Here is a 25,193-nt window from a genome sequence, read left to right as displayed (position 1 = left end):
GTTCACCCCAGGGCGGGAAACAGGCCGCGCAGTCCGTTGGCAAAGATTTGAACCGCAACCGCCGCGAGCAGCAAGCCAAAAATGCGGTTGAGGATGTTTAGGCCGGTGCGGCCCAGCCGGTCGCCGATCGGCTGCGCAAGCCTGAGCACGACCCAGATACCCACGCAGATCAGCGCCAGGATCGCCACGCTCAGGCCCTTATGCGGCCAGCCGGCGCCGCGTTCCATGTAGATGATGGTGGCCGAGATCGAACCGGGGCCGACCAGCAGCGGCATGGCAATCGGCACCACGCCGACGGCGGAACGATCAGTCGCCTCGCTGGCTTCTTCCGGCGTCTGCTGCTGGGGACTGAGCTGGGCGTTGATCATGCTGAGCGCCATCAGGAACAGCACGATGCCGCCGCCAACCTGGAAGGCCGGCAGGCTGGCGCCCAGCAGGCGCAGGATCAGGTCGCCGGAAAAGCCCGCCACCACCAGCGTGACGAACACGGCCAGCGCGGCGGTGCGCGCCGTGGCCGAACGCTGCTGGGCCGAACGGCTGTCGGTCAGCAACAGGAATAAGGGGATCGCCGCGAAGGGATCGAGAATCGAAAACAGCGTGAGGCCGAAGCGGACATAATCGAGGACATCGAGCATGGCCGCTTCGCCGTCACATCATCAGGATTTCTTGTCAGCGTCGGGCGCAACGACGCGGATATGCAGTTCGCGCAGTTGCTTCATCGTCACCTCGCTGGGCGCCTGCATCATCAGGTCCTGGGCCTGCTGGTTCATCGGGAACAGCACGACCTCGCGGATATTCGGCTCGTCGGCCAGCAGCATGACGATGCGGTCGATACCCGGCGCGATGCCGCCATGCGGCGGGGCGCCGAACTTGAACGCATTCAGCATGCCACCGAACTTGCCTTCCACCACCTCGGGGCCGTAACCCGCGATCTCGAAGGCCTTGTACATGATCTCAGGCCGATGATTACGGATGGCGCCCGACGACAGTTCCACGCCGTTGCAGACGATGTCGTACTGGTAGGCCAGGATATCCAGCGGGTCCTTGGTGTTGAGCGCTTCCAGCCCGCCCTGCGGCATCGAGAAGGGGTTGTGGCTGAAATCGATCTTCTTGTCGTCTTCGTTATACTCGAACATCGGGAAATCGACGATCCAGCAGAACTTGAAGACGTTCTTCTCGCAGATATCCAGCTCGTCACCGATGCGGATACGCGCCTGGCCGGCCAGCTTGGCCGCCGGCAGTTCCTTGTCGCAGGCGAAGAAGATGGCATCGCCATCCTTCACGTTGCCCAGTTTTTTCAGCAGCGCGACGCGATCGGCATCCAGGAACTTGGCGATCGGCCCCTTCGCCTCGCCGTTGTCGAAGATGATATAGCCCAGGCCGGCGGCGCCTTCCTGGCGGGCCCAGTCGTTCATCTTGTCGAAGAAGCTGCGCGGCCGGCCGGCGGCGCCCGGTGCCGGGATGCCACGCACAACCGCGCCGTTCTCGATATTGCGGGCGAACACGCCAAAACCCGAACCGCGGAACACCTCGGTCACATCGGCCAGGATGATCGGGTTGCGCAGGTCCGGCTTGTCCGAACCGTATTTCAGCATGGCCTCGCGATAGGGAATGCGCGGGAAGTCCAGCGGGCCGCAATCGCGGCCGTTGGCGAATTCCTGGAACACGCCATGGATCACCGGACCCACGGCGTTGAACACGTCATCCTGCTCGACGAAGCTCATCTCCACATCGAGCTGGTAGAACTCGCCCGGCGAGCGGTCCTTGCGGGCGTCCTCGTCGCGGAAGCAGGGCGCGATCTGGAAATAACGGTCGAAGCCCGAGACCATGATCAGCTGCTTGAACTGCTGCGGCGCCTGCGGCAGGGCGTAGAAGCGGCCCGGATGCAGGCGGCTGGGGACCAGGAAATCACGCGCGCCTTCCGGCGACGACGCCGTCAGGATCGGCGTCTGGAATTCCATGAAGCCCTGGTCGGTCATGCGCCGGCGGATCGACGAGATCACCTTCGAACGCAGGATGATGTTGTTGTGCAGGCGTTCGCGCCGCAGGTCGAGGAAGCGGTATTTCAGGCGGATGTCTTCCGGGTATTCCTGCTCGCCGAACACCGGCATCGGCAGCTCCTGGGCCTCGCCCAGCACTTCGATGGTGGATACCACCACTTCCACGCTGCCCGTGGGCAGGTTCGGGTTCACCGTCTCGGGCGTGCGGGCCACCACCTTGCCCACCGCGCTGATCACGTATTCCGAGCGCAGGGCCTCCATCTGCCTGAAGGCGTTCGAGCCGCTTTCGGCCACGATCTGGGTGATGCCGTAATGGTCACGCAGATCGATGAACAGCAGGTTGCCGTGGTCGCGCTTGCGATGAACCCAGCCGGCCAGTTTGACCTCGGAACCGACCTCGGTCGGGCGGAGCTGGCCGCAGGTATGCGTACGATAACGGGACATCGGGGAATCCGTTGAAAAAGCAGTGGAAATCAAAGCGGGAACAGGCCCCGCCAGAGGCGGAAAGTCAAGACCGATCCTAGGGGAAAATCGCCTTCCGGAACAGCCTGCGGGGTTGGGCCCCGGGCCCCGGCATGCTATGAGGCCCAACATGCGTACCGACCCCACCCCGAACACCGCCCCGATCACCGCCACTGACGAACTCAGCCGTTTCTGCGCCTCGCTGGCCGCGGTCCCCTATGTGACCGTGGACACCGAATTCATGCGGGAAACCACCTTCTGGCCCATGGTCTGCCTGATCCAGGTGGCCGGCCCCGAGGAGGCCCGGGTGATCGACCCGCTGGCCGAAGGCCTGTCGCTGGAACCGCTGTTCGAGCTTTTGCGCAACCGCGCCGTGCTGAAAGTGTTCCACGCGGCCCGGCAGGATCTGGAAATCTTCACCAAGCTGATGGGCGAAGTCCCTGCCCCGCTCTTCGATACCCAGGTTGCCGCCATGGTCTGCGGCTTCGGCGATCAGGTGTCTTACGAACAGCTCGCCTCCAAATTGGCTGGCGCGCAGATCGACAAATCCTCGCGTTTCACCGATTGGGCCCGCCGCCCGCTGACCGACAAGCAGGTGCGCTACGCGTTATCGGATGTCACCCATCTGCGCAAATGCTTCGACAAGCTGCGCGCCCGCCTGCTGAAATCGGGCCGCGCCGACTGGCTGAACGAGGAAATGGCCCTGCTGGCCGATCCGGCCACCTACGAGATTCCACCCGAGAATGCCTGGAAGCGGCTGAAGCCGCGCACCACCAAGCCGGAATACCTGGCCGTGCTGCAGGCCGCAGCCGCCTGGCGCGAGATCGAGGCGCGCAACCGCGACATCCCGCGTCAGCGCATCATCCGCGATGAAACCCTGATGGAAATCGCCGCCCATCCGCCGAAGGTGGCCGACGACCTGGAGCGCATGCGCGGCCTGTCGAAAGGCTTTGCCGAGGGCAAGATGGGCACCGGCCTGCTGGCCGCTATCGCCGAGAAACTCGCCAGCCCGCGCGAGACCTGGCCGGTGATGGAAAGGGAAGCCGAGCTGCCGCGCGGCATCGGCCCGCTGGTCGAGTTGCTGAAGGTGCTGCTGAAGATGAAATGCGACGATTTCGACGTCGCGCAGAAGCTGCTCGCCTCCTCGTCCGACCTGGACAAGATCGCCGCCGATGACAAGGCCGACGTACCCGCCCTGCATGGCTGGCGCCGCGAGATTTTCGGCAACGACGCGCTGCGCCTGAAGCACGGCGAACTGGCGCTGGCCGCTGAAGGCAACCGCATCAAGCTGGTTGAGCTGAAGAAATAGGATTCAGCGTTTCAGGACGCGCACTTCGCCACTGCGGTTCAGCGCCTTGGCGAAGGATTCCATGCGGCGCTGCACGGCTTCGCCGTCCAGGGTGGCATGCTGGGCCGGAATTTCCAGCACGATGCCATTGCCATTCGGGCGCAATTTGCAATCCGACAGGATGCCGGGCACACCGCCCGACAGTGTCTGGCCCAGCCGCATGGCCAGGCCGATACGCTGGGCATATTCAACCTGTTCGGCATTCAGCATCTGCCAGGCCGGCGCGGCGCTGGGATCACTGGCCGTGCCCACATAACGGGTGAACACGATCAGCGCCAGCAAGGCGCGCTCATCCTGGGTGATGGCGCCGAATGGCGCGTGCAGGATGATACCCAGCGACTGCTCGCCTCGATAATCGGGATGCACACGCCAGGCCGTATCGGCCAGGATCGCCGCCGCCAGGCGGATGCGGGCACGATCGGCGGGATCGCGCTCGAAAAGTGGCGCGATGAAGCGATCCAGCTCGGCGCCGTGTTCGGCGAAGCGGCTTTCACGCTGGGCCATGTGCCGGCAATAGGCCAGCAAGGGATCCTCGGCGCGCTGCTTTTCGGTCAGCAGCGCATAGGCCAGACCCTCGCGCAGGCCGTTGGCCGAGAACACGATATCCTTGGGCTCCAGCGCCTTGATCACACGCCGCATCACCAGCGCGGCCAATGGCAGCGCATCCTGGCGCCGGCGCGGCACGCCTTCGACGCGCAACAGCGATTCCTTGCTCTGCTTGGCGATCAGGCGGGTGAAGTCGCTCGCCTCGGCGCGGCCCAGCGTATACTGGTGAATGATATGCAGCGGACTATGCTTCTGTGCCATGTGCACACGGGCGATGGCACGCCACGAGCCGCCCACGGCATACAGCGAACGGCCCTTCCATTTCTTCAGCCAGTCGACGCCCGCGATCTTCTCGTCGATGAAACTTTTCACCACGCCGTAATTGCCCAGGTTGGCGATGCGTAGCGGCCCCAGCGGCAGGGTCACGCTGTCGCCCAGCTTGTTTCCGTCCAGCGACACCAGTTCCAGGCTGCCACCACCCAGGTCGCCCATCACGCCGCAGGCATCGGGAATGCCGGACAGCACGCCGTAAGCCGAATAGGTCGCCTCTTCCTGGCCCGACAGCACACGCACGGTTTCGCCGGTATCACGTTCGATCTGGGCCACGAATTCGGCGCCGTTGCTGGCATCGCGCACGGCGGCCGTCGCCACGATCTGCAGCGAGCGCACATCCATGTGACGGGCCAGAACCACGAAACGGCGGATTGCCGCCAGGGCCTGCCGGGCACCTTCGGCATCCAGCGCACCGGTCTCGCTTAAGCCCCGGCCAATGCCGCAGAGCACCTTTTCGTTGAACATGGCGGTCGGCAGGCGCAGTGGTTCGTCAAACACCACGAGGCGCACGGAATTGGAACCGACATCGATGACGCCGAACGGCAGCGGCGACGCGGCCTGCGACGGAGCAACCTTACTGATTGTTTGCGCGACGGCCACTCTTGCCTACCAGGGTTTCGGCCGGCACTTCGCCCAGCCCATCCTTCAGTTTGAGGCGTGGGATCGCCTCGGGTTTCTTCAATGCCTTGCCGCGGCCCGACAGGCTGGGATTGGTCATGAAATAGGTATGCGCGCTGAAGGCATCCGGCGCTTCCGAGGCGCGTACATACTGATCGTCGGCGCCCAGCCACCAGCTCTGCGCCTGATCCTTCAGGTTTGCCACCATGATCTGGTCCATGATCTGCTCATGCACCGTCGCATTCTCGATCGGGATCAGAACCTCGACGCGGCGGTCGAAATTGCGCGGCATCCAGTCGGCAGACGAGATGAAGATTTTCGCCTCTGGCGAAGGCAGGCCCTTGCCGGCGCCAAAGCAGACGATGCGCGAATGCTCGAGGAAACGGCCGATCAGGCTCTTTACCCGGATATTCTCGGAAAGCCCTGCCACGCCCGGCCGCAGGCAGCAGATGCCGCGCACGATCAGGTCGATCTGCACGCCGGCCTGGCTGGCCTGATACAGTGCGTCGATCACCACCGGGTCGACCAAGCTGTTCATCTTGGCCCAGATCGCCGCCGGGCGGCCGGCCTCGGCATGGCGGATTTCCTCGTTGATCAGTTCCAGCAGGCGCGGTCGCAGCGTGTAGGGCGAAATCGCCACCTTCTTCAGGTTTTCCGGCGCGGCATAACCGGTCAGGAAGTTGAACAGGCAGGTGGCGTCGTGGCCCAGGTCGTTATCGTCGGTGAAGAAGCTCAGGTCAGTGTAAACCCGCGCCGTGTAAGGGTGATAGTTGCCGGTGCCGAAATGCACATACGTATTCAGGTGCCCGCTCTCGCGCCGCACCACCAGCGAGATCTTGGCGTGGGTCTTCAGCTCGATGAAGCCATAGACCACCTGCACGCCGACACGTTCCATGTCGCGCGCCCATTTGATGTTGGCGGCCTCGTCGAAGCGGGCCTTCAACTCGACCAGCGCGGTCACCGACTTGCCCGCTTCCGCCGCCTCGATCAGCGCGCGCACGATGGGGCTGTCGTCCGAGGTGCGGTACAGTGTCTGCTTGATCGCCACCACATGCGGATCGGCCGCGGCCTGGCGCAGGAACTGCACCACCACGTCGAAACTTTCATAGGGATGATGGACAACCAGGTCCTTGGCGCGGATCGCGGCGAAACAATCGCCGCCATAATCGCGGATACGCTCGGGGAAGCGCGGGCTGAAAGGCGGGAATTTCAGGTCCGGCAGATCATCAACGATCAATCTCTTGGTATCGGCCAGCCCCAGGATGCCGTCCACAACGATCAGCGCCTGCGGATTGACTTCCAGTTCCTCGCACACGAAACGCCGCAGGTCTTCCGGCATGCCGGCATTGATCTTGAGGCGAATCACATTGCCGCGCCGGCGGCGCTTCAGCGCCGTCTCGAACAGGCGCACCAGATCCTCTGCTTCTTCCTCGATTTCGATATCGCTGTCGCGCGTGATGCGGAACAGGCCCGAGCCGAGGATTTCGTAACCCGGGAACAGCTTGTTGAGGAACAGGCCGACCAGGTTCTCCAGCGACAGGAAGCGGATGCCGTCGCCCGGCAGACGGGTGAAGCGATCGACCTGGCTCGGCAACGGCAGCAGCGCATTCAGGCTGCGACCGTCACGAACCCGTCGCATTTGCATCACCATTGCGAAACCGAGATTCGGGATAAACGGGAATGGATGGGCCGGATCGATGGCCAGCGGGGTCAGAACGGGAAACACATGGGCGAGGAAATAATCCTCCAGCCAGCGCCGGTCGTCGGCAGTAAGCTGCTCGGGTTCCAGCACCTGGATGCCGGCCTCGGCCAGTTCCAGGGTCAGCGAACGCCAGCAGGCCTGCTGGCGGTTCATCAGGTCGGCGGCCGCCTCGTTGATCCGGGCAAGCTGCTGCGCCGGCGTCAGGCCGTCCTGGCTGTGCTCCTCGATGCCGGCCTTGATCTGGCCGTGCAGGCCGGCCACGCGCACCATGAAGAATTCGTCCAGGTTGTTGGCCGAAATCGAGAGGAAGCGCAGGCGTTCCAGCAGCGGGTAGCGCCGATTGTTGGCCTCTTCCATGACGCGCAGGTTGAAGGCCAGCCACGACAATTCGCGGTTGATGAACCGGTCGCGCGGACTGACCGTGATCGGCGGTCGGCTCGGAATCGCCGCGCCGCTGGTCACCGGGGTCTGGAGAATATCGGCCACTTGCTGCATATCAGATGCCTCTGTCGTTACCGGCCATACGCCCGAGCCCTCTGCCGGTCGACGCCTTCGGGTATAGGTCTAACGGGGGTTTATGTCAAAGCGGCGACAACCCGCCGGCACCTCTGAGAAATAGGATAAGTCCATGTTGCGTCTATGGCTTTTGCGCCATGCCAAATCCGCCTGGGACGATCCGGGACTGGATGACTTCGCCCGCCCCTTAAGCCCCCGGGGCAAGAAGGCGTGTCGGGCGCTGGCCCGCCATATGGCCGAGCGCAACCTGCAGCCCTGCCTGGTGCTCTGCTCGCCCGCCACCCGCACCCGCCAGACCTGGGAGCGGCTGGACAAGCGCCTGTCCGGCGGCGCCCCAGACCCCATTCCCGTGCGCTTCGAACCCAGCCTCTATCTGGCCAACCCCACCACGCTGCTGGCGCTGACCCGCGCCGCGCCGACGGATTGCCGCGAATTGATGCTGATCGGCCATAATCCCGGCCTGGAGGAATTCGCCGCGCGCCTGTCGGGCAGTGCTGCCGGCGACGCACTGGATCGCCTGACCGAAAAATATCCCACCGGCGGCCTGGCCGAGATCGCTTTCCCGGTGAAAGCCTGGGCCCAGGTTGCGCCCAAGGCCGGCTTCCTCGCCAGCTTCGTGGTGCCGGCACAACTGAAAGACTGATAGGATCGCCGCATGGGCGACGTGGTGAACCTGAACAAGATGCGCAAGGCGCGCGAACGCGGCGAGGCGAAAGAGCGCGCGGCCGAGAACCGCGTCAGGTTCGGCCAGCCCAAGGCCCAGCGGAAACAGCAGGAAAAAGAAACCGCGCGCGCCGCGAAAGACCTCGACGGCAAGAAGCTGGACTAGCTGGCGCCGCCCCCTGCCCAGGACCTTGCGCGCCAGCGCAGCATTCCAGCGGTGATCCTCTATGGAACGCGACAGCACCAACCTATATGCGTCAATTTTCGCTTGATGACGGACTGCCTGACAGAATCAATCGGATGAGCAAACCAATGAGACAACCATATAAATATTTCGGCCGGTGAGTTTACCTTGCCACCCAATAGCCAAACCCGGCTGAGTGCAACTCGTCGAAAAAGAATTGGCGCCCACGAAAGGATTGTTCCAAGTAATATCGCACGAGAGATCAGACGGCGGGCTTAGTACGTTGAAGTTTGCGCATCCGGCTGCGCCGGTCATAAAACCATCTGAGTCATTTTCAAATATGACTGCCGAATTTGGCAATACCATAGCAGGCGGCTTGGAATTCCATATACCGCTATCAGGATTCCCGGGCTCCCAGCTTAGGGTATAAGGCGTAAAATTGATAAAGCACACCCACACAGAACGCGAAGCCATGTTCCCTCCAGCAGCGTGGCGAATGAAGCACCGCCTCACGGTAGTTGTTTCACATGAAGTTACAATACCAGTCTGATCTGGATTCAAAATCCCGCATCAATTGCATATCTGGTTATGCGCTTATCTGCTGCTCCAGCAGTTTGCGCGCCAGCGCCACGGTGACGGCGCGGCTTTCGGCCAAAGCTGCGGCATCCAGCGCCGCCACCCAGTGCCGCGCGGCATGGAACGAGCGTTCGATGCGCGGCACCAGGTATTTCACCACCTCTTCGCCAACAGCGAGCTGGCGGTCGGCAAACAGCTTGACCAGCACGGCGCCCAGCAGCGCATCGTCGGGTTCGGCGATACCCTGCGCCGGCATGGCCTTCAGGCGCGACATCAGGTCAGGCAGTGCATAAGGCCATTGGGCCGGCGGCGCGCTGCCGGTCAGCAGCAGGGAATGCCCGCGCTCGCGGATCAGGTTGATCAGATGGAACAAAGCGGCAGGATCGGCAATGCCATCCGCATCGTCGACGCAGAGCGGACCCTGCGCCAATGCATCGACATTGCCGGCCGTGACGGCCTCCGCGCCGACGATCCGCGCGCCGGCCTGCGCCGCCCAGATATGCGCCAGATGGGTCTTGCCGCTGCCGGGTGGGCCGTAGAGCACGAGGATGCCGTTCGGCCAGCCGGGCCAGCGGTCGATCCAGCCCAGGGCGTCGGCATTGCCGTCGGCGACGAGGAAATCCTCGCGCGCCCATGACGTCGGCAGGCTGAGGCCGAGGCTGAGTTGCTTGGGCGCCATGAAATGTTACTCGGGTTTCTTCGGCGCGCCGGGCTTGTAGAGCCAGCTTTCGCGGTAGCGTTCCAGCGCGAAACGCGCCAGCACGCCGATCACGGCGAAGATCGGCACCGCCAGCAGGATGCCGACGAAGCCGAACAGGCTGCCGCCCGCCAGCAGGGCAAACATGATCCAGACCGGATGCAGGCCGACGCGGTCGCCGATCAGCACCGGATGCAGGAAATTGCCCTCGATCAGCTGGCCGATGATGAACAGCCCGGCCACCAGCCCGATCCATAGCGGGTCGTCCCAGTACTGCGCCACCGCCACGCCCACGGAGGCCACGAAGCCCAGCGTGGTGCCGACATAGGGAATGAACGAGATCATCCCGGCGGTAATGCCGATGAACAGGCCGAATTGCAGGCCCAGCGCGGTGAGCCCGATGCCGTAGAAGGCCGCCAGGCACAGGCAGACCAGCAGTTGGCCGCGCACGAAACCGGCCAGCACCTTGTCGATCTCGCCGGCCTGTTCGCGGATCGTCTCGGCATGATCCAGCGGCAGGAAGGAATCGATCTTGGCCACCAGCACATCCCAGTCGCGCAGCAGGTAGAAGCTGACCACCGGCGTGATCACCATCAGCGACAGCAGGTTGAACACCGCCTGTCCGCCGCCCAGCAGGCCGGTGACAATGCCGCCCAGCACCTTCATGATCTCGTCGCGGTTGCCGTTCAGCGCCGCCTTCAGGTCCATGTTGAGATCGAGGCCCAGCCGCTGCGCCCAGCCCAGCAGCCAGGGCAGCACGCGATCCTGGAACAGCGCGGCATATTCGGGCAGATGCACCAGGAAGCGGTCGAACTGGTCGCGCACCAGCGGCACCAGCAACACGATCACCAGAGCCACGGCGAGGAAAAACACCGACAGGATCAGCAGCGTGGCGAGCCAGCGCGGCACGCGGCGCCGTTGCAGCCAGTCAGCGGCCGGATCGAGGAAATAGGCCACCGCCATGCCGGCCACGAAGGGCAGCAGGATATCGCCCAGCACGATCAGCAGCGCGACGGTGACGATGAGGATGCCGGTCCAGGCGGCCATCTGCTCGCGCTGGGTCACTTGCGGCCCCGCATTTCCCAATAGCCGTCGCGCTCGGTCAACACGATGTCGCGCTGCGCCAGCGCGGTGCCGAGCTGGGCCGGCTCGCCGTAGAAGTCCAGGCGAAGCTGCGCATCACGATGCGACAGCTGCAGCACATCCACCTTGCGCACAATCGGCACGGCGGCCAGCGCCGCGCGCAGTTTCGTCCATTCAGCCAGGCTGCCGAAGCCGGCCATCACGCTGAGCTGGCCCTGCTTTTCCAGGTCGATCACGGTGGCGTATTTCCAGCGCGCCTCGATCCGCCGCGTCAGCTCCAGCGCAGCGGTCAGCAATGTCTCCTCCACCGTGCCGCCGGTGACGGTCAGCATGTCGAGGTTGTTCAGGAAAACGGCCGGCCCCTGGTGCTGGGCATAGAGGTCGATGCGCACATGGCCGGGATCGGCCTGCTGCAGGGTCGCCGTCATGATCAGCACGTCGTCGTAATTGCCCTTGCGCATGATGGCGCGCAGATCGTCGGGCGCGTTCATCAGCCGGTCCAGCGACGGGCCCGCGCCATCGGGCGAAGCCGGCGCCACGGAAAGCGGCACCAGGCTGTCGGTATCGGGCCGGCGCAGCCAGGCATCGCGCCAGGGATTGGCCGCGTCCCAGATATGCACGCCGTCCGCCGTCTGCCACACCGGCACGACCAGCACCGGCCGGCTCATAGTCTCGGAATACGGAATGCGCGCTTCCTGCAGCAGGCGGCGGATCGCGTCGGCGCGGAACTGCACGGTGATCTTTCCGATGTAGCGCGTGGCCGAGGTGCGCTCCTCGTCGATGCCGAAGCCGGCCACCGTGTCGTTCAGGATCGCCTCGCTGGGGCGCGGCAGGCGGCCATGATCGTCGGGCAGGGTCAGGCGGCGCAGCAGTTGCGCGAAGGCCCGGCGCTGGCCCTCGGCAAGCGCCACGGGACGGGCGGCCGCCGCGCTCTCGGCGCTGGCATCCACGGCCACGCCGGCCACGCTGAAGGGGTCGGCCGGCCTGGCCGCCTGGGCCATGCCTTGAGTCCCGGCCTGGGCCATGGCGTCAGGCCACGCGGCAAGGATCAGCGCGGCGCTAAATATGAAAGCAAAACAAGCCGTTAGCGGTCGCCGAAGGAGCATTGCAAAGACAGGGGGAATGAGTATGTTGCCACGATTAGCGCACACCGCCCACCATAGCCCATCGTGGAGGCCACCATCAACACGTCGCCGCTTTATAAGGCCGCCGGAGTCGATATCGACGCTGGCGAGGCCCTGGTCGATGCCATCAAGCCGCTGGCCGCCTCCACCCGCCGCAAGGGCGCCGATGCCAGCCTCGGCGGCTTCGGTGCGCTGTTCGACCTCAAGGCCGCGGGCTTCACCGACCCCATCCTCGTCTCGTCGACCGACGGCGTCGGCACCAAGCTGAAAATCGCCATCGAGACCGGCCGGCATGACGGCGTGGGCATCGATCTCGTCGCCATGGTGGTGAACGACATCCTGGTGCAGGGCGCCGAGCCGCTGTTCTTCCTCGACTACTACGCCACCGGCAAACTCGAAGTGGATGTCGCCCGCCGCGTGGTGGCCGGCATCGCCGAGGGCTGCCGCCAGGCCGGCTGCGCGCTCACCGGCGGCGAAACCGCCGAGATGCCCGGCATGTATGCCGCCAAGGACTACGACCTCGCCGGCTTCGCCGTGGGCGCCGCCGAACGCGGCAAGCTGCTGCCCCATGACGTGAAGCCGGGCGACGTGCTGCTGGGGATCGAATCCTCGGGTGTGCATTCCAACGGCTTTTCGCTGGTGCGCAAGGTGATCGCCGATAATGGCCTGACCTTCGAATCGCCCGCGCCGTTCGATGCGTCGAAGCCGCTGGCCGAAATCCTGATGGTGCCGACGCGCATCTATGTGAAAAGTTGCATGCCGCTGGTGCGCGAGGGCCTGATCAAGGCCATGGCGCATATCACCGGCGGCGGCCTGGTCGACAACATCCCGCGCGTACTGCCCGATGGCACCGATGCCATCATCGACGCCAATGGCTGGACCCTGCCGCCGGTGTTCCGTTGGCTGAAATCGGCCGGGAAGATCGACGACGCCGAGATGGCGCGCGCCTTCAACTGCGGCATCGGCCTGGTGGTGGTGGTGGCGAAGGAAAAGGCCGACACCGTGATGCAGAAGCTGAAGAATGCGGGCGAGCAGGTGCACCGCATCGGCGTGATCGAGGCGCAGCAGGACCGCGGCGCCGAGCCGATGGTGAGCATGCGCAACTGCGACACCGCCTGGAACTGATCTGAGATGCCGGCGCGTAAACCTGTCGCCGTGCTGATCTCCGGGCGCGGCAGCAACCTGCGCGCCCTGATCGAAGCTGCGCAGGCCGCTGATTACCCCGCCCGCATCGCCCTGGTACTTTCCAACAAGGCCGATGCCGAAGGGCTGGACATCGCCAAAGCGGCCGGCATCGAAACGGCGGTGATCGAAAGCAGGGGCAAGGAGCGCGCGGCCTTTGACGCCGAGATGCATGCCCTGCTGCAATCGCAAGGCATCGAGCTGATCTGCCTCGCCGGCTTCATGCGACTGCTGACGCCCGACTTCGTGCAGGCCTGGTATGGCCGCATGATCAACATCCATCCCTCGCTGCTGCCGGCCTTCAAGGGCACGCAGGTGCATGAACGTGTGGTGGCCAGCGGCGTGCGCGTCACCGGCTGTACTGTACATTTCGTCAGCCCGGAAATGGACGAAGGCCCGATCATTTTGCAGGCCACCGTGCCGGTGCCGCCGGATGCCACGCCGCAGAGCGTGGCGGCGGCGGTGCTGGAGCAGGAACACGCGCTCTATCCGCAGGCGCTGAAACTGCTGGCCGAAGGTAAGCTGGTGATTGAGGGGCAAAGGGTGCGAGTGACGTGATGCGAAAAACAGTCGCCATCATTCTCTTATCCCTATCGCTTGGCGGGTGCTGGCCGGCAACTGAGACCTACTTTTCGTCCAGCGCGCCCGGTGGCCGGCAGAGCTATGTTTGCGGTGGAGACGGCTACAAGCTGCAGTTCAATTAGGCGAATGTCGAATGGGCACTCCTGACCTTTTACCCATTGCTGCTGTCCAGTGGCGGCATGCATCTGCATTTCCGTGTGGAAGACGACCTCTCTGCGCTTCATCGCGCTGGCGAGCGTGCGGCAGCGCATTTGCCGGACTCAACCCAGCGCTGGCATGCTCGGGTCGATTTTGCCAAGGCCAACAGCGTACGCGAGAAGACTGTACAACTCTCCGGTACTGTTATGGTGACCTGGCCACCCAACCAGCGTTTCGACATTCCAGTCACGCCAGATTTTAGTCCCTTCATCGTTCCGAACTTCTCCGGCGACATAGCCATTGTCACGATGCCTGTACTGACCATCGATGGTCGCAGCGAAACCTTCCCGCCAGTGACGGTGCAGCGCCGCACCGGAGTGACCATGGGTGGTGTAAACGGCTGCTAAGTGAATAGCCGGATCAAGCCCGGCCATGACATTAAAATATAATTGTCCTGCTCGGGCTTGGCCCGGGCATCCACGTTTTCAATTTTCGGCACCGCCGCTCTTCGCCTGCGGCATAATCCGGCGCCACAACATCATCGCCAGCACCAATACCGTGCCAATAGCGGCAACCGGCAATCCGCCCATGCCGGCATAAATCAGGAAAAACAATCCCCAGACCAGCCAGCGCGGATCGCAACCGCCTTCATCGCCATAGGGCAGCAGGCCCTGCCCCACTTCCGTCACGGTACAGACATCCTCGATGTTGTCCTGCGCCGCGATGATCAGATAGAGCAGAAACGCCTGCCAGAGCAGCCCCGCCACAAGAGCGCAGGCGAGACTGGAAATGCCAACCCACCGCCAGGGTTTTCGATTGATTTTCAGGCTCATGGTTTCTCCCAGCTGCGTTCCTGATAGATACGGCCCATTCGGGCGCCGCGGTGATTGACCTTTTCATGGCCGATCCCGTTCCAGATCGCGCCGACCTTGGCGGGCGTCGGATCGTCCAGCCGGTCGACAATCCGTTTCAGCAGCAGCGTTGCCGCCTGAATGTTGCGCTCAGGATTGCGGGCATCCTCCCGGGTGGGAATTCCGAGTTTGCCCCATATCTTCGGATTGATGTTCATCGGCATGACCGTATCGCTGGCTCCCAGCCAGTCTCCGAGGTCATTCAATATAAGTTTGTGACCATCGGCATTCTCGTAATACAAAATCGCCTTGACCAAATCAGGATCAACGCCCAGGCGTTTCGCTTCACGCTCGACGATATGCCCGTAATCACGCACGGCCTTTACGCCTTTTTCGTGACTTCGCCATAGCGGCGCGCTGCCATCCTCATCGGGATTGTCGGCGATATCGAATCTGGCCGGTTCATCGTTCAGGATACTGCGGATGCGGTCGGCGGATTTGTTGAGCGTGGGCCGCGCTGGGGTGGCCTTTCCGGCATCCGTCGCCACGGATTCGACGCCATCGGGTGAGGCCTGGGCGTAGCGGTCGTAGAACCTGTCCACCTGCTGCACCGTCGGAATCGCCTGCTCTCGCACGCGGCCGTCGAGCAGATCCTTCAGGGCAGACAGCGTCTCGCCTTCGCCATTCGCGCCGACTGCGCCGTTCTGCAACGGCAGCATCAGGCCGTCGACCGGCAGGCCGCTGGCTTTCTGCACATTGCGAATGGCCCGCGTCAGGCCCTCGCCAGGCCATCCCGTTGGCATGCCCGGCGCCGGCAGGTCGAATTCGCCCGCCGAAGCCAGAAGCATCTGAGCCTTGATCACATCGTCGCGGTTGTTGTCGGCATTGCGGCCGACGGAACCGGCAAAATCGAACGGGTCGTTATCGAGGTCATTGTCTGGCAATGGCAGAAGGCTCATGGCGCGCTCCGGAGTATGACTTTGGGAAAAAGAATTTGACGAATATACGGCCACAATGTACTCTATATGTTCTCATTGGTCAAGATGGCCTTTTTGCGGGCCTGACATCGTGAATACTCAGATATGCGCGGCTTTCTGGCGGTGGACGGCGATGGCGCGCGACAAGTGTTTTTAAGCGGCGATGGATGCCGATAGGCCGCGATAAGCGGCGATACGCGGTGATAGCCCAAACGAACACAAACGAAGCGTAACGATCACAAACGAACACGAACGAAGTCAAACGAAGCGATTAGGACGTGGATGGCCGACCAAGAAACGTTTCCTGGGCCCGGCCATGACGATACTTGGGGTTATCCCTCCCCGTCATGCCCGGACTTGTTCCGGGCATCCACGCGTTTTTTGAAGGCCCGCTTTCACGGGCATGACGATTGATATGGGCCGCAAAACAAAAGGCCCGGCATTGCGGCCGGGCCCTCGCTCAGTCCGGAGACTGAAATGTTTATGTCAGCCGACGATTTCGGTGCCCGAGAAGAAGTAGGCGATTTCCACGGCGGCCGTTTCCGGCGCGTCCGAGCCATGCACCGAGTTGGCTTCGATGCTCTCGGCGAATTCCTTACGGATGGTGCCCGGTGCCGCATTGGCCGGGTTGGTGGCGCCCATCACGTCGCGGTACTTGGCGATGGCGTTCTCGCCTTCCAGCACCTGCACGACAACGGGGCCCGAGATCATGAAGCTGACCAGGTCCTTGAAGAAGGGGCGCGCGGCATGCACGCCGTAGAAGGTCTCGGCCTGCTTCTGGCTCATCCAGATGCGCTTCTGCGCCACGATGCGCAGGCCGGCGGCCTCAATCTTGGCATTGATCGCGCCGGTCAGGTTGCGGCGGGTCGCGTCCGGCTTGATGATCGAAAAGGTGCGTTCGAGCGCCATGGTCAAAGATCCTTTGGGTCTTGGCTAAAATTCGGTGGCGGGTATATAGAGGCTCCGCCCGGGCCCCGCAACTGTCCCGATGCCCGCAAACCCTCGGCCACCCTGCCCCGGCCCGCACAGTAAGTCATTAGAAATGCTTTCTTTTCGCGACCTGACCTACCGGATTGCCGGCCGTGTGCTGCTCGACCATGTGTCAGCCACCATCCCGGCCGGGCACAAGGTGGGCCTGGTCGGCCGCAACGGCACCGGCAAATCGACGCTGTTCAAGATCATCTGCGGCGAGCTGCAGACCGAAACCGGCGGCGTCGAGCTGCCCAACGACTGCAAGATCGCCAAGCTGCCGCAGGAACCGCCCGACGGCGAGCAGACGCCGATCCAGTATGTGCTGGCCGCCGATACCGAGCGCGAGGCCCTGCTGATCGAGGCCGAGGCGCTGGAAGACTCCTCCAGCATGGAGGATGCCGAGCGCATCGCCGCCGTCCACATGCGCCTGGCCGAGATCGACGCCCATAGCGCGCCGGCCCGCGCCGCCGTGATCCTGGCGGGCCTTGGCTTCGACGAGGCGATGCAGAACCGGCCGCTCAGTTCCTTCTCGGGCGGCTGGCGCATGCGCGTGGCCTTGGCCGGCTGCTTGTTTGCCGAGCCCGATCTGCTGCTGCTCGACGAGCCGACCAACCATCTCGATCTCGAAGCCTCGCTGTGGCTGGAAGGTTACCTGAAGACCTATCCGCGCACGTTCCTGCTGATCAGCCACGACCGGCATTTCCTCAATTCCGCCATCGAGCATATCCTGCATATCGACAACACCAAGCTGGTGCTCTATCGCGGCAATTACGACACGTTTGAGACCGAACGCCGCCTGCGCATGGAACAGCAGACGGCCTTCGCCCAGCGCCAGGCCGAGCAGCGCAAACATATGGAGGAATTCGTCGCGCGTTTCCGCGCCTCCGCCTCCAAGGCGCGCCAGGCCCAGAGCCGCCTGAAGATGCTGGCCAAGATGCAGCCGATTGCGGCCGCCGTGGAAGACCCGTCTGTGATCTTCCGTCTGCCCGACCCGGAAGAACTGCCGCCGCCGCTGATCGTGCTGGATCACCTCACCGCCGGCTACACGCCCGACAAGCCGGTTTTGCGCAACATCGACCTGCGCATCGACATGGAAGACCGCATCGCCATGCTGGGGGCCAACGGCAACGGCAAGTCCACGCTGGCGAAAATCCTGGCCGGCACGCTCAAGCCACAGGCTGGCAAGCTGCAGCGCTCGGGCAAGCTGCGCATCGGCTATTTCGCCCAGGACCAGGACGACGTGCTGGACGAGAACCGCACGCCGGTCGAGCATCTGCAGGACCTGATGAAGACCGCCACCATCGAGCAGCTGCGCACCCGGTTGGGCAGCTTCGGCCTGACGCGCGAAAAGGCACAGACGGTGGCGGGCAAACTCTCGGGCGGCGAACGCGCGCGGCTGCTGTTTGCCATGGTCACGCATCACGCGCCGCATCTCTTGATCCTCGACGAGCCGACCAACCATCTCGACATGGATACGCGCGATGCCCTCGTGCAGGCCGTGAACGAATACAAGGGCGCCGTCATTCTCGTTAGCCATGATCGCCACATGGCCGAGGCCTGCGCCGACCGCTTCTGGCTGGTGGCCGATGGCGGCGTGAAGGATTTCGACGGCGACCTCGACGATTACGCCAAATACCTAGCCGACAAGCGCCGGGCGGCCGCCACCGTGAAGCTGAAAGGCGGCGGCAAGGCGGAAGACAGCGCCGCTGACCGCAAGGCCGACCGCAAGGCCGCGGCGGCAGCGCGCCAGGCTTTGGCACCCTTACGCATCGCCGTGCAGAACGCGGAAAAGGCGATGGCCAAGCTCAACGCCGAAAAGATGCGGCTGGACGCCACGCTGGCCGACCCCGACACCTACACCAAGATGCCGCCGGCCAAGCAGACCGAGCTGCAGAAGCAGCATGGCGAGGTGGTGAAGAAGCTGGAAGCGGCGGAAGAGGCCTGGCTCGAGGCGCAGGCCAAACTGGAAGAAGCGCAGGGCGAGGCGGCGTAACGTTTTTATCCGTCATGCCACGGCTTGGCCGTGGCATCCACGCGTTGTTTTAAAAGAAACTCGTGGATGCTCGGGCCAAGCCCGAGCATGACGAATGTGGTAGTGAGAGTTGATAATAATGAACGTCATCCTCGGGCATGACCCGAGGATCCACGTCTTTCCTGCCTAGCCCTCGGCCTTCTTGACCCAGCCGCCGGTCTCGCTCTGCTGCCAGTAGGCCAGCGTGTGGCCGGCGTCTTTCGCGCGTTTCCAGCGCTGTCGCGCGGCCTGCACGGCATCCTCGTCGTTGCCGTCGAACAGGTCGCAGACGCGGGTATAGGCCGAGACGTTTTCGGCATCGGCGCCGTCGACCAGGAACAGCACGTCGGCGTTGTTGGGGCGCTCGTCCTCGGTGGTCAGATAGACCGGCTGCTTGTCGGCAAAGCCGTCGGCCTTCACGCCATGGGGCAGGAAGCTGGCCCGGCCATAGGTCCACAGGTCGCCGTTGAGCTGCTGGATGCGCTCCTCCGAGCCGCCCTTCACCACGGCTTTCCAGCCGCGCTGCAGCGTTTTCTCCAGCAGCTCCGGCAGCACCTGTTCGAGGCGCCGCCGGGTCAGATGGTAGAATAGCAGCTCGGCCATCTGGCTTGGATTACTTGTCTTCGTAGTAATCCGCCACCAGGCGGTTCAGCACGCGCACGCCAAAGCCGGTGGCGCCCTTGGGCACGGTCGGCTTGTCCTTCTTGCTCCAGGCGGTGCCGGCGATGTCGAGATGCGCCCAGGGGGTCTTGTCGACCACGAAGCGCTGCAGGAACTGCGCAGCGACGATCGAACCGGCGCCGAAGCCGGGCCCCGCGATGTTCTGCATGTCGGCGATGGGCGATTTCAGACCCTCGTCGTAGGCCTCCATCAGCGGCAGGCGCCAGACCAGCTCGTCCTCGGCCTTACCGGCAGCGGTGAGCTGCTCGGAAAGTCTGTCGTTGTTCGAGAACAGGCCGGCATGCTCATGGCCGAGCGAGATGATGATCGCGCCGGTCAGTGTGGCGAGATCGACCATCAGCTGCGGCTTGAAGCGCTGCTGGGTGTACCACATGGCATCGCACAGGATCAGGCGGCCTTCCGCGTCGGTATTCTGCACCTCGATCGTCTGCCCCGACATGGACGTGACAATGTCGCCCGGCCGCTGGGCCTTGCCCGAGGGCATGTTTTCCACCAGCGCCACCACGCCGACGACGTTGGCCTTCGCCTTGCGTCCGGCGATGGCGGCCATGGCGCCGATCACCGCGCCGGCGCCGCCCATGTCCCATTTCATCTCTTCCATGCCCAGGGCCGGCTTCAGCGAAATACCGCCGGTGTCGAAACACACGCCCTTGCCCACGAAAGAGACCGGCTTGGCGCCCTTCTTGCCGCCATTCCACTGCATGACGACCAGCTGCGATTCGCGGTCCGAACCCTGCCCCACGCCCAGCAGCGCACCCATGCCCAACTTCTTCATCTCACGCTCGCCCAGCACCTCGACCTTGACGCCCAGGCGGGCCAGCTTGCGGCATTCGGCGGCCAGGCTGGCCGGATAGATCACATTGGCCGGTTCGGTAACCAGATTGCGGGTCAGCGTCACGCCATCGGCCAGTTTGTCGAGCGGCAGATAGAGTTTCTTGGCGGCCGGGACGGCGGTGCTGAGCACCGATACAACCTTGAGGGAGGGCTTCTCCCGATCCTTCATCCTGGTGCGGTATTTGTCGAAACGGTAGCCGCCCAGCCGGGCGCCCAGGGCCGCCCGCGCCGCCGCTTCGGCGGCCGGCAGGACGGTGGCCTTCAGCACTTCGGCGGCTATCGCCAGATCGGTTTCACCCGTCGCGGCCAGCCGGCGCACGGCCTCGCCGCCGATGGCCTCATAGGCGGCGGCCTTGACGTCCGGGGCCTTGCCCAGGCCGGCCAGCAGCACCCGCGACAGGCCGCCACCGGGAGACACCACCTCCAGCCACTGGCCCTTGGCGCCGGAAAACCGCGGCGCGGCCTTCATGGCCCGGGTGAGCGCACCACCCAGCTGCTTGTCGGCGGCCAGACCGAAACTGCCCAGATGCCCGCCCTCGCCCACGACGATGACCAGGCTGCCGCGCTTGGGGGATTTGGCTTCGACAATCTCGATTTTCATGGCGCTCCGATCCGTCTGAAAGGCAGGTAAACCGACCCGGCACTATAGCGGCCGGTGCCGCGGCGGATCAATTGGCGCCGCCCCGCCGAATCGCCGATTCTTCGTTATGGACCAAGTCCTTCTTTTCGTTTCGCGGTGGTGGCGACCGGGGGCGGAATCGGTATACTGCCGGCCATGCGCGGGGTCACCTTTTACATCATGCGCCAGATTGCCTGGCCATTGGCGTTTGCCACCCTCACCCTGACCGGGGTGATCTGGCTGACCCAGGCGCTTCGCTTCATCGACCGGATCGTCAACAACAACCTGGCCTTCCTGGATTTCCTCTATCTGACCCTGTTGGTGCTGCCCAGCATCATCGCCATCATCCTGCCGATCGCGGCCTTCTGCGCCACGCTCTACGCCTTCCACCGGCTGGCCAGCGATTCCGAAGTCGTGGTGCTGTCCTCCACCGGATTCAGCCGGCTCGCCCTGGCCCGCCCTGCGGTATTCATCGCCCTCGCCATCATGGCGATCATGTATGCGATCACCCTCTACCTGATGCCGCTGGGCTCCCGCACCCTGCGCGCCACGCAGTATGAATTCCGCAATGACCTTGCCGGCATGGTTCTGCTGGAAGGCGTGTTCAATACGCCAAACGACAAACTGACCGTCTATATCCGCGAACGCGACAGTAACGGCGACATGCTTGGTGTGCTGGTGCACGATATCCGCAATGGCGCGCAGCCGATCACCATGATGGCTGAAAAGGCAACCCTGCTCCGCACCCCGCAAGGGCCGCGCCTCTACATGGTGAACGGCAACCGCCAGCAGATCGACCCGGAGCGTAAATCTCTTTCCCTGCTGTATTTCGATAATTACAGCCTGGACCTGAACAGCTATTCCCAAAAAGAAGGGCAAGCCTGGCGCGAACCATCGGAACGCTTCCTGCACGAATTGTTCTGGCCGAATCTGCAGGATGCAGATGACGTCAACAACTATAACAAGCTGATCGTCGAGGGACATCGCCGGCTGGTCACCCCGCTTTATGCGCCCGCGCTGATCCTGATCGCGATTGCCAGCGTGATCGGAGGCGAATTCAACCGGCGCGGCCAGGGCCAGAGATTGATCGCGGGCGGCGTCGTAGCGATTGCACTGCAAATTCTCAGCCTCGGTGTTGCTCACCTGGCAACCAAATCGATCATTCTCATTCCGTTGCTCTATGCCACCCCGCTCGTTTTCCTCATCGGCGCGATACTGATGCTGCGAGAACCGGCCACGCAGCCCAGATTGCGAACGGCCTGATGCGGTCTTCTCTCACTCTTTCGCTCTATTTCGGCCGGCAATTCCTGTTCGGGATATTAACCGTGCTGGTTGTGCTCGCTGTGCTGGCTTACAGTTTCGATACCGTCGAATTGCTGCGCCGTGCGAGTGGCAGGGCCGATGCCTCGCTCGATCTGGTCCTGCAATTGTCGCTGCTCAAGCTGCCGACGCTGATGACCAAGCTGTTTCCCTTTGCGGTGCTGTTCGGCAGCATGCTGGCGCTCAGCCGCCTGACCCGTTCGCAAGAACTCACCGTCAGCCGCGCTGCCGGTATATCGGTTTGGCAGTTCCTGCTCCCCGGCGTCACCTTGGCGCTGTTGCTCGGCGCATTTCTGGTCACAGTCTACAATCCCCTCAGCGCCGCCATGCTGGCCCGCTACGAGGCGATTGAAGCCAAGGTCATGCGTGGCCGCAGCAGCATGCTGGCCGTATCTTCGGGTGGGTTGTGGCTGCGCGAAGCGGATGCCTCGGGCCAGATCGTGGTGCATGCCCTGCGTGTTGCTCAGCAAGGCATCGAATTACGCGATGCGATCCTGTTCTATTACGAAGGCAAGGATGTTTTTGTAAAACGGATCGACGCATCCGCCGCCCTTCTGCAGGATGGCACCTGGCTGCTGGAAAATGCGATCATCAGCTATCCGGATAAACCGGCAGAACGCCATGCGCAGCTTCGGGTTCCCACCACACTGACATTCGATCGCATCCAGGAAAGCTTTGCCTCGCCCAATACGGTTTCGTTCTGGGAATTGCCGGGCTTTATCACGACTCTGGAAAACGCAGGCTTCTCGGCCGTGAAGCATCGCCTGTATTACTACAGCCTGCTCGCCTCGCCGATTCTGCTTTGCGCGATGCTGCTGATTGCTGCCAGCTTCAGCCTGCGCCTGACTCGGCGCGGCGGCATCGGCATCATGCTGGCCGGCGGCGTTGGCGCAGGCTTCCTGCTCTATTTGAGCGTGGAACTGATGCAGCCCTTCGGCCTGAATGGCACTCTGCCTGTTCTGCTTGCCGCCTGGGCGCCAACTGCCGTTTTCGTCATGCTTGGCATTTCCCTGCTTTTCCATCTGGAGGATGGATGACCGCGAAGCATGGCCGCCTATCCTATGCCATTCTGATCGGGTTGCTGCTCGCCGCGGCAGCGTCTGCTCGCGCGCAGAGTGATCCGCCCGTTCTGGTGACCGCCGACACCCTGAAATACGACCAGTCCCTTGGCATCGTTACCGCCGAAGGAAAGGTTGAACTGGTGCAGGGCGCCCGTACCCTGCTGGCCGATAATGTCAGTTACAGCGAGAAGGACGACAAGGTCACCGCCAGCGGCAATGTAACGCTCATGGAAGCGAATGGCACGGTCCTGTTCGCCGACTACATGGAGTTATTCGCGGGCATGAAGAATGGCTTCATCCGCGATGCGGCCATGCTGCTGTCAGACAATTCGCGTGGCGCAGCGGTATCGGCCGAACGCCGGGACGGCAACCGCACCATCCTGCGCAAAGCCGTGTATACGACCTGCAGCCTGTGCGAACAGGATCGCAGCCGCGCGCCGCTGTGGCAGCTCAAGGGCGAGCGGGTCGAACATAATGAAGCGGCCCAGGAGATCATCTACCGGGATGCTATCTTCGAGATGTTCGGCATTCCGATACTTTACACGCCGTATTTCAGCCACCCCGACCCCACGGTCAACCGCCGCAGCGGCATTCTGCCGCCCAGCTACATCAACAACGACTTCTTCGGGCATCGGGTCCGGCTGCCATACTATTATGCCATCGACGAACAAAGCGATCTGACCCTCACCCCGCAATATTCCACCAAACAGGGTGGGCATCTGACGGGTGAATACCGCCGTCGCATGGCCACTGGTGAAATGGAGTTCGATGGCAGCATCACCGATGAAGAGGATACCGGTGATGTGCGCGGGCATTTCCGCACCAACATGGCATTCCGTGCCAATGACGACATTACCATGGGCGCCAACATCCTGCGCGCCTCGGATGATACCTACCTGAACCGTTACAGCATTGAGAACCGCCCCGTCAGCAACACCCTGACCAGCAGGGTCTATGCCGAAGCGATCAACAATCGCCATTTTGCGTCTGTGAACGCATTTTCATTCCAGAACCTGCGCTCGGACGTGCGGAACGGAAGCGTTCCATTCGTGGCACCGATCATGGATTATTCGGCCGTATTCGAACCTGGCGATTATGGTGGCCGCTGGGCCTTCGATGCAAATATGGCGTCTCTGCAGCGCAACACCGGGACAGACACCAGACGGCTGTCATCCACCGTCTCCTGGGCCCAGCCGTATTACGCCCCCAGCGGCGAGGTTTTCACGGCAACAGCCATGCTGCGCGCCGATGGCTACTGGGCCAACAGCGTGAATGAATCGCTTGCCAGCACCACGAAAAGTGATGGCAGCGAAGTAACCGGCCGCGTCATTCCCGCCGTGGCTCTCGATTGGCGTTATCCGCTGGTGCGCGATTCTCAGTATATGCGGCAGTTGGTTGAACCGATCGTCATGGCTGTTGTGTCGCCTTATGGCGGCAATCCCAGCACCATTCCGAATGAGGACTCGCTCAGCTTCGAGTTCGATGAAACCAATCTGTTCAGCCTCAATCGTTTTCCCGGTTATGACCGATGGGATGGCGGCCCCAAACTCAATTACGGCTTCCGCACCGCCATATATGGCAATACAGGCGGATATGCGGAATTGCTGGCCGGCCAGTCACTGCGCGCCAAATCCGATGATACCTTCACGGCCGGCTCTGGCCTGTCCGACAGCCTGTCCGATTACGTTGCCCGCCTGACCGTGTCGCCGGGCCGTTACATCAGCATCGTGGACCGGGTTCGCCTGGCCCAGAACAGCCAGTTGACCGTCCAGCGCCACGAGATCGGTACCACGCTGGGAACCAATACCAATTATTTCTCGGTATCTTATGCCAAATTGGCCGATACCGACTTCGTGGAAGACACCGGCGAACGCGAAGCAATTTCCGGTACCTTGCGCGCCCAGCTCACCAAATTCTGGGCTGCCGAGGTTCGCCATACCCGCGATTTGGGCGATAATGGCGGTTCTTTGCTCAACTTCGGCGGCCTGCGCTATACTGACGAGTGTTTCGACATCATTCTGTTTGCCGAACGAACCTTCACCGTGAACCGGGACATTCAACCGACAACCACCATCGGCGTCCGCTTCCGGATCGCGACTTTCAATTGAGCTGC

The 25,193-nt window shown here is 63.1% G+C and carries 22 protein-coding genes; 10 read left to right on the top strand and 12 right to left on the bottom strand.

The window, feature by feature from the left end; genetic code table 11:
* Positions 1–2: 2 nt before the first annotated feature.
* Entirely contained in the window at positions 3–635 is a 633-nt protein-coding gene (locus ACE3OO_RS16225; RefSeq protein ID WP_374304479.1) for a MarC family protein, read from the bottom strand.
* A 21-nt stretch (positions 636–656) separates the two neighbouring features.
* Entirely contained in the window at positions 657–2,444 is a 1,788-nt protein-coding gene (gene aspS / locus ACE3OO_RS16220; protein ID WP_374304478.1) for an aspartate--tRNA ligase, read from the bottom strand.
* A gap of 148 nt (positions 2,445–2,592) precedes the next feature.
* On the opposite strand from aspS, the gene rnd reads away from it, so the two are divergent.
* The gene (rnd, locus tag ACE3OO_RS16215) at positions 2,593–3,771 is read left to right on the top strand and encodes a ribonuclease D (protein WP_374304477.1); all 1,179 of its coding nucleotides are present in this window, start codon (positions 2,593–2,595) and stop codon (positions 3,769–3,771) included.
* A gap of 3 nt (positions 3,772–3,774) precedes the next feature.
* Here the strand turns inward: rnd and ACE3OO_RS16210 are convergent, their stop codons facing one another.
* Positions 3,775–5,289, bottom strand: a complete 1,515-nt coding sequence (locus tag ACE3OO_RS16210; RefSeq protein ID WP_374304476.1) for a hypothetical protein — start codon at positions 5,287–5,289, stop codon at positions 3,775–3,777.
* Positions 5,264–7,504 (bottom strand): RNA degradosome polyphosphate kinase, encoded by a 2,241-nt coding sequence (locus ACE3OO_RS16205; protein WP_374304475.1) that lies wholly within the window; start codon positions 7,502–7,504, stop codon positions 5,264–5,266. The genes ACE3OO_RS16210 and ACE3OO_RS16205 overlap by 26 nt, the downstream gene beginning before the upstream one ends.
* Positions 7,505–7,637: 133 nt before the next feature.
* On the opposite strand from ACE3OO_RS16205, the gene ACE3OO_RS16200 reads away from it, so the two are divergent.
* Together ACE3OO_RS16200 and ACE3OO_RS16195 are read left to right on the top strand one after the other, a co-directional pair.
* A complete protein-coding gene (locus ACE3OO_RS16200) occupies positions 7,638–8,168 on the top strand; it encodes a histidine phosphatase family protein (RefSeq protein WP_374304474.1) in 531 nt (176 codons plus the stop codon).
* A gap of 12 nt (positions 8,169–8,180) precedes the next feature.
* Positions 8,181–8,354, top strand: coding sequence for a DUF4169 family protein (locus ACE3OO_RS16195; protein WP_374304473.1), 174 nt, complete (start codon positions 8,181–8,183; stop codon positions 8,352–8,354).
* A 604-nt stretch (positions 8,355–8,958) separates the two neighbouring features.
* On the opposite strand, the gene ACE3OO_RS16190 is transcribed toward ACE3OO_RS16195, so the two are convergent.
* Genes ACE3OO_RS16190 through ACE3OO_RS16180 form a run of 3 tightly spaced genes read right to left on the bottom strand, consistent with a single transcriptional unit; the run spans position 8,959 to position 11,729 of the window.
* A complete protein-coding gene (locus tag ACE3OO_RS16190; RefSeq protein WP_374304472.1) occupies positions 8,959–9,627 on the bottom strand; it encodes an AAA family ATPase in 669 nt (222 codons plus the stop codon).
* 6 nt (positions 9,628–9,633) lie between these two features.
* Positions 9,634–10,710 (bottom strand): AI-2E family transporter, encoded by a 1,077-nt coding sequence (locus ACE3OO_RS16185; RefSeq protein WP_374304471.1) that lies wholly within the window; start codon positions 10,708–10,710, stop codon positions 9,634–9,636.
* Positions 10,707–11,729, bottom strand: coding sequence for a DUF2066 domain-containing protein (locus tag ACE3OO_RS16180; RefSeq protein WP_374304470.1), 1,023 nt, complete (start codon positions 11,727–11,729; stop codon positions 10,707–10,709). Before ACE3OO_RS16180 ends, ACE3OO_RS16185 begins: the two co-directional genes overlap by 4 nt.
* 168 nt (positions 11,730–11,897) lie before the next feature.
* Between ACE3OO_RS16180 and purM the strand changes: the two genes are divergently transcribed.
* From purM to ACE3OO_RS16165, 3 genes are all read left to right on the top strand, one after another.
* A complete protein-coding gene (gene purM, locus ACE3OO_RS16175) occupies positions 11,898–12,977 on the top strand; it encodes a phosphoribosylformylglycinamidine cyclo-ligase (RefSeq protein WP_374304469.1) in 1,080 nt (359 codons plus the stop codon).
* Between the two features lie 6 nt (positions 12,978–12,983).
* On the top strand, positions 12,984–13,592 hold the full coding sequence (gene purN / locus ACE3OO_RS16170; protein WP_374304468.1) for a phosphoribosylglycinamide formyltransferase: 609 nt from the start codon (positions 12,984–12,986) through the stop codon (positions 13,590–13,592).
* Positions 13,593–13,795: 203 nt separating this feature from the next.
* Positions 13,796–14,161 carry a hypothetical protein gene (locus ACE3OO_RS16165; RefSeq protein WP_374304467.1) on the top strand — a complete coding sequence of 122 codons (366 nt, stop codon included), beginning with the start codon at positions 13,796–13,798 and terminating at the stop codon, positions 14,159–14,161.
* Between the two features lie 78 nt (positions 14,162–14,239).
* Here the strand turns inward: ACE3OO_RS16165 and ACE3OO_RS16160 are convergent, their stop codons facing one another.
* From ACE3OO_RS16160 to ndk, 3 genes are all read right to left on the bottom strand, one after another.
* Positions 14,240–14,587, bottom strand: coding sequence for a hypothetical protein (locus ACE3OO_RS16160; RefSeq protein ID WP_374304466.1), 348 nt, complete (start codon positions 14,585–14,587; stop codon positions 14,240–14,242).
* Positions 14,584–15,564 (bottom strand): peptidoglycan-binding protein, encoded by a 981-nt coding sequence (locus ACE3OO_RS16155; protein ID WP_374304465.1) that lies wholly within the window; start codon positions 15,562–15,564, stop codon positions 14,584–14,586. The genes ACE3OO_RS16160 and ACE3OO_RS16155 overlap by 4 nt, the downstream gene beginning before the upstream one ends.
* Positions 15,565–16,068: 504 nt before the next feature.
* Complete coding sequence (gene ndk / locus ACE3OO_RS16150; RefSeq protein WP_374304464.1) at positions 16,069–16,491, bottom strand: nucleoside-diphosphate kinase; 423 nt, start codon at positions 16,489–16,491, stop codon at positions 16,069–16,071.
* A 133-nt stretch (positions 16,492–16,624) separates the two neighbouring features.
* Here ndk and ACE3OO_RS16145 point away from each other — a divergent pair, with 133 nt between their 5' ends.
* A complete protein-coding gene (locus tag ACE3OO_RS16145; RefSeq protein WP_374304463.1) occupies positions 16,625–18,547 on the top strand; it encodes an ABC-F family ATP-binding cassette domain-containing protein in 1,923 nt (640 codons plus the stop codon).
* Positions 18,548–18,712: 165 nt separating this feature from the next.
* Here ACE3OO_RS16145 and ACE3OO_RS16140 read toward each other — a convergent pair whose 3' ends face one another.
* The gene (locus ACE3OO_RS16140) at positions 18,713–19,168 is read right to left on the bottom strand and encodes a DNA polymerase III subunit chi (protein ID WP_374304462.1); all 456 of its coding nucleotides are present in this window, start codon (positions 19,166–19,168) and stop codon (positions 18,713–18,715) included.
* 10 nt (positions 19,169–19,178) lie between these two features.
* Positions 19,179–20,681, bottom strand: coding sequence for a leucyl aminopeptidase (locus ACE3OO_RS16135; RefSeq protein WP_374304461.1), 1,503 nt, complete (start codon positions 20,679–20,681; stop codon positions 19,179–19,181).
* A 174-nt stretch (positions 20,682–20,855) separates the two neighbouring features.
* Between ACE3OO_RS16135 and lptF the strand changes: the two genes are divergently transcribed.
* The 3 genes from lptF to ACE3OO_RS16120 are packed head-to-tail and all read left to right on the top strand — an operon-like array spanning position 20,856 to position 25,188.
* Positions 20,856–21,962 carry an LPS export ABC transporter permease LptF gene (gene lptF, locus ACE3OO_RS16130; RefSeq protein ID WP_374304460.1) on the top strand — a complete coding sequence of 369 codons (1,107 nt, stop codon included), beginning with the start codon at positions 20,856–20,858 and terminating at the stop codon, positions 21,960–21,962.
* On the top strand, positions 21,962–23,056 hold the full coding sequence (gene lptG, locus ACE3OO_RS16125; RefSeq protein WP_374304459.1) for an LPS export ABC transporter permease LptG: 1,095 nt from the start codon (positions 21,962–21,964) through the stop codon (positions 23,054–23,056). The genes lptF and lptG overlap by 1 nt, the downstream gene beginning before the upstream one ends.
* Entirely contained in the window at positions 23,053–25,188 is a 2,136-nt protein-coding gene (locus ACE3OO_RS16120) for an LPS-assembly protein LptD (protein WP_374304458.1), read from the top strand. Before lptG ends, ACE3OO_RS16120 begins: the two co-directional genes overlap by 4 nt.
* Positions 25,189–25,193 lie beyond the last annotated feature (5 nt).

Origin of the sequence: Ferrovibrio sp., assembly GCF_041906005.1 — a bacterium.
GTDB lineage: Bacteria > Pseudomonadota > Alphaproteobacteria > Ferrovibrionales > Ferrovibrionaceae > Ferrovibrio.
The sequence above is the reverse complement of the archived record's forward strand: the minus strand, read 5'-3'. Positions and strand labels throughout refer to the sequence as shown.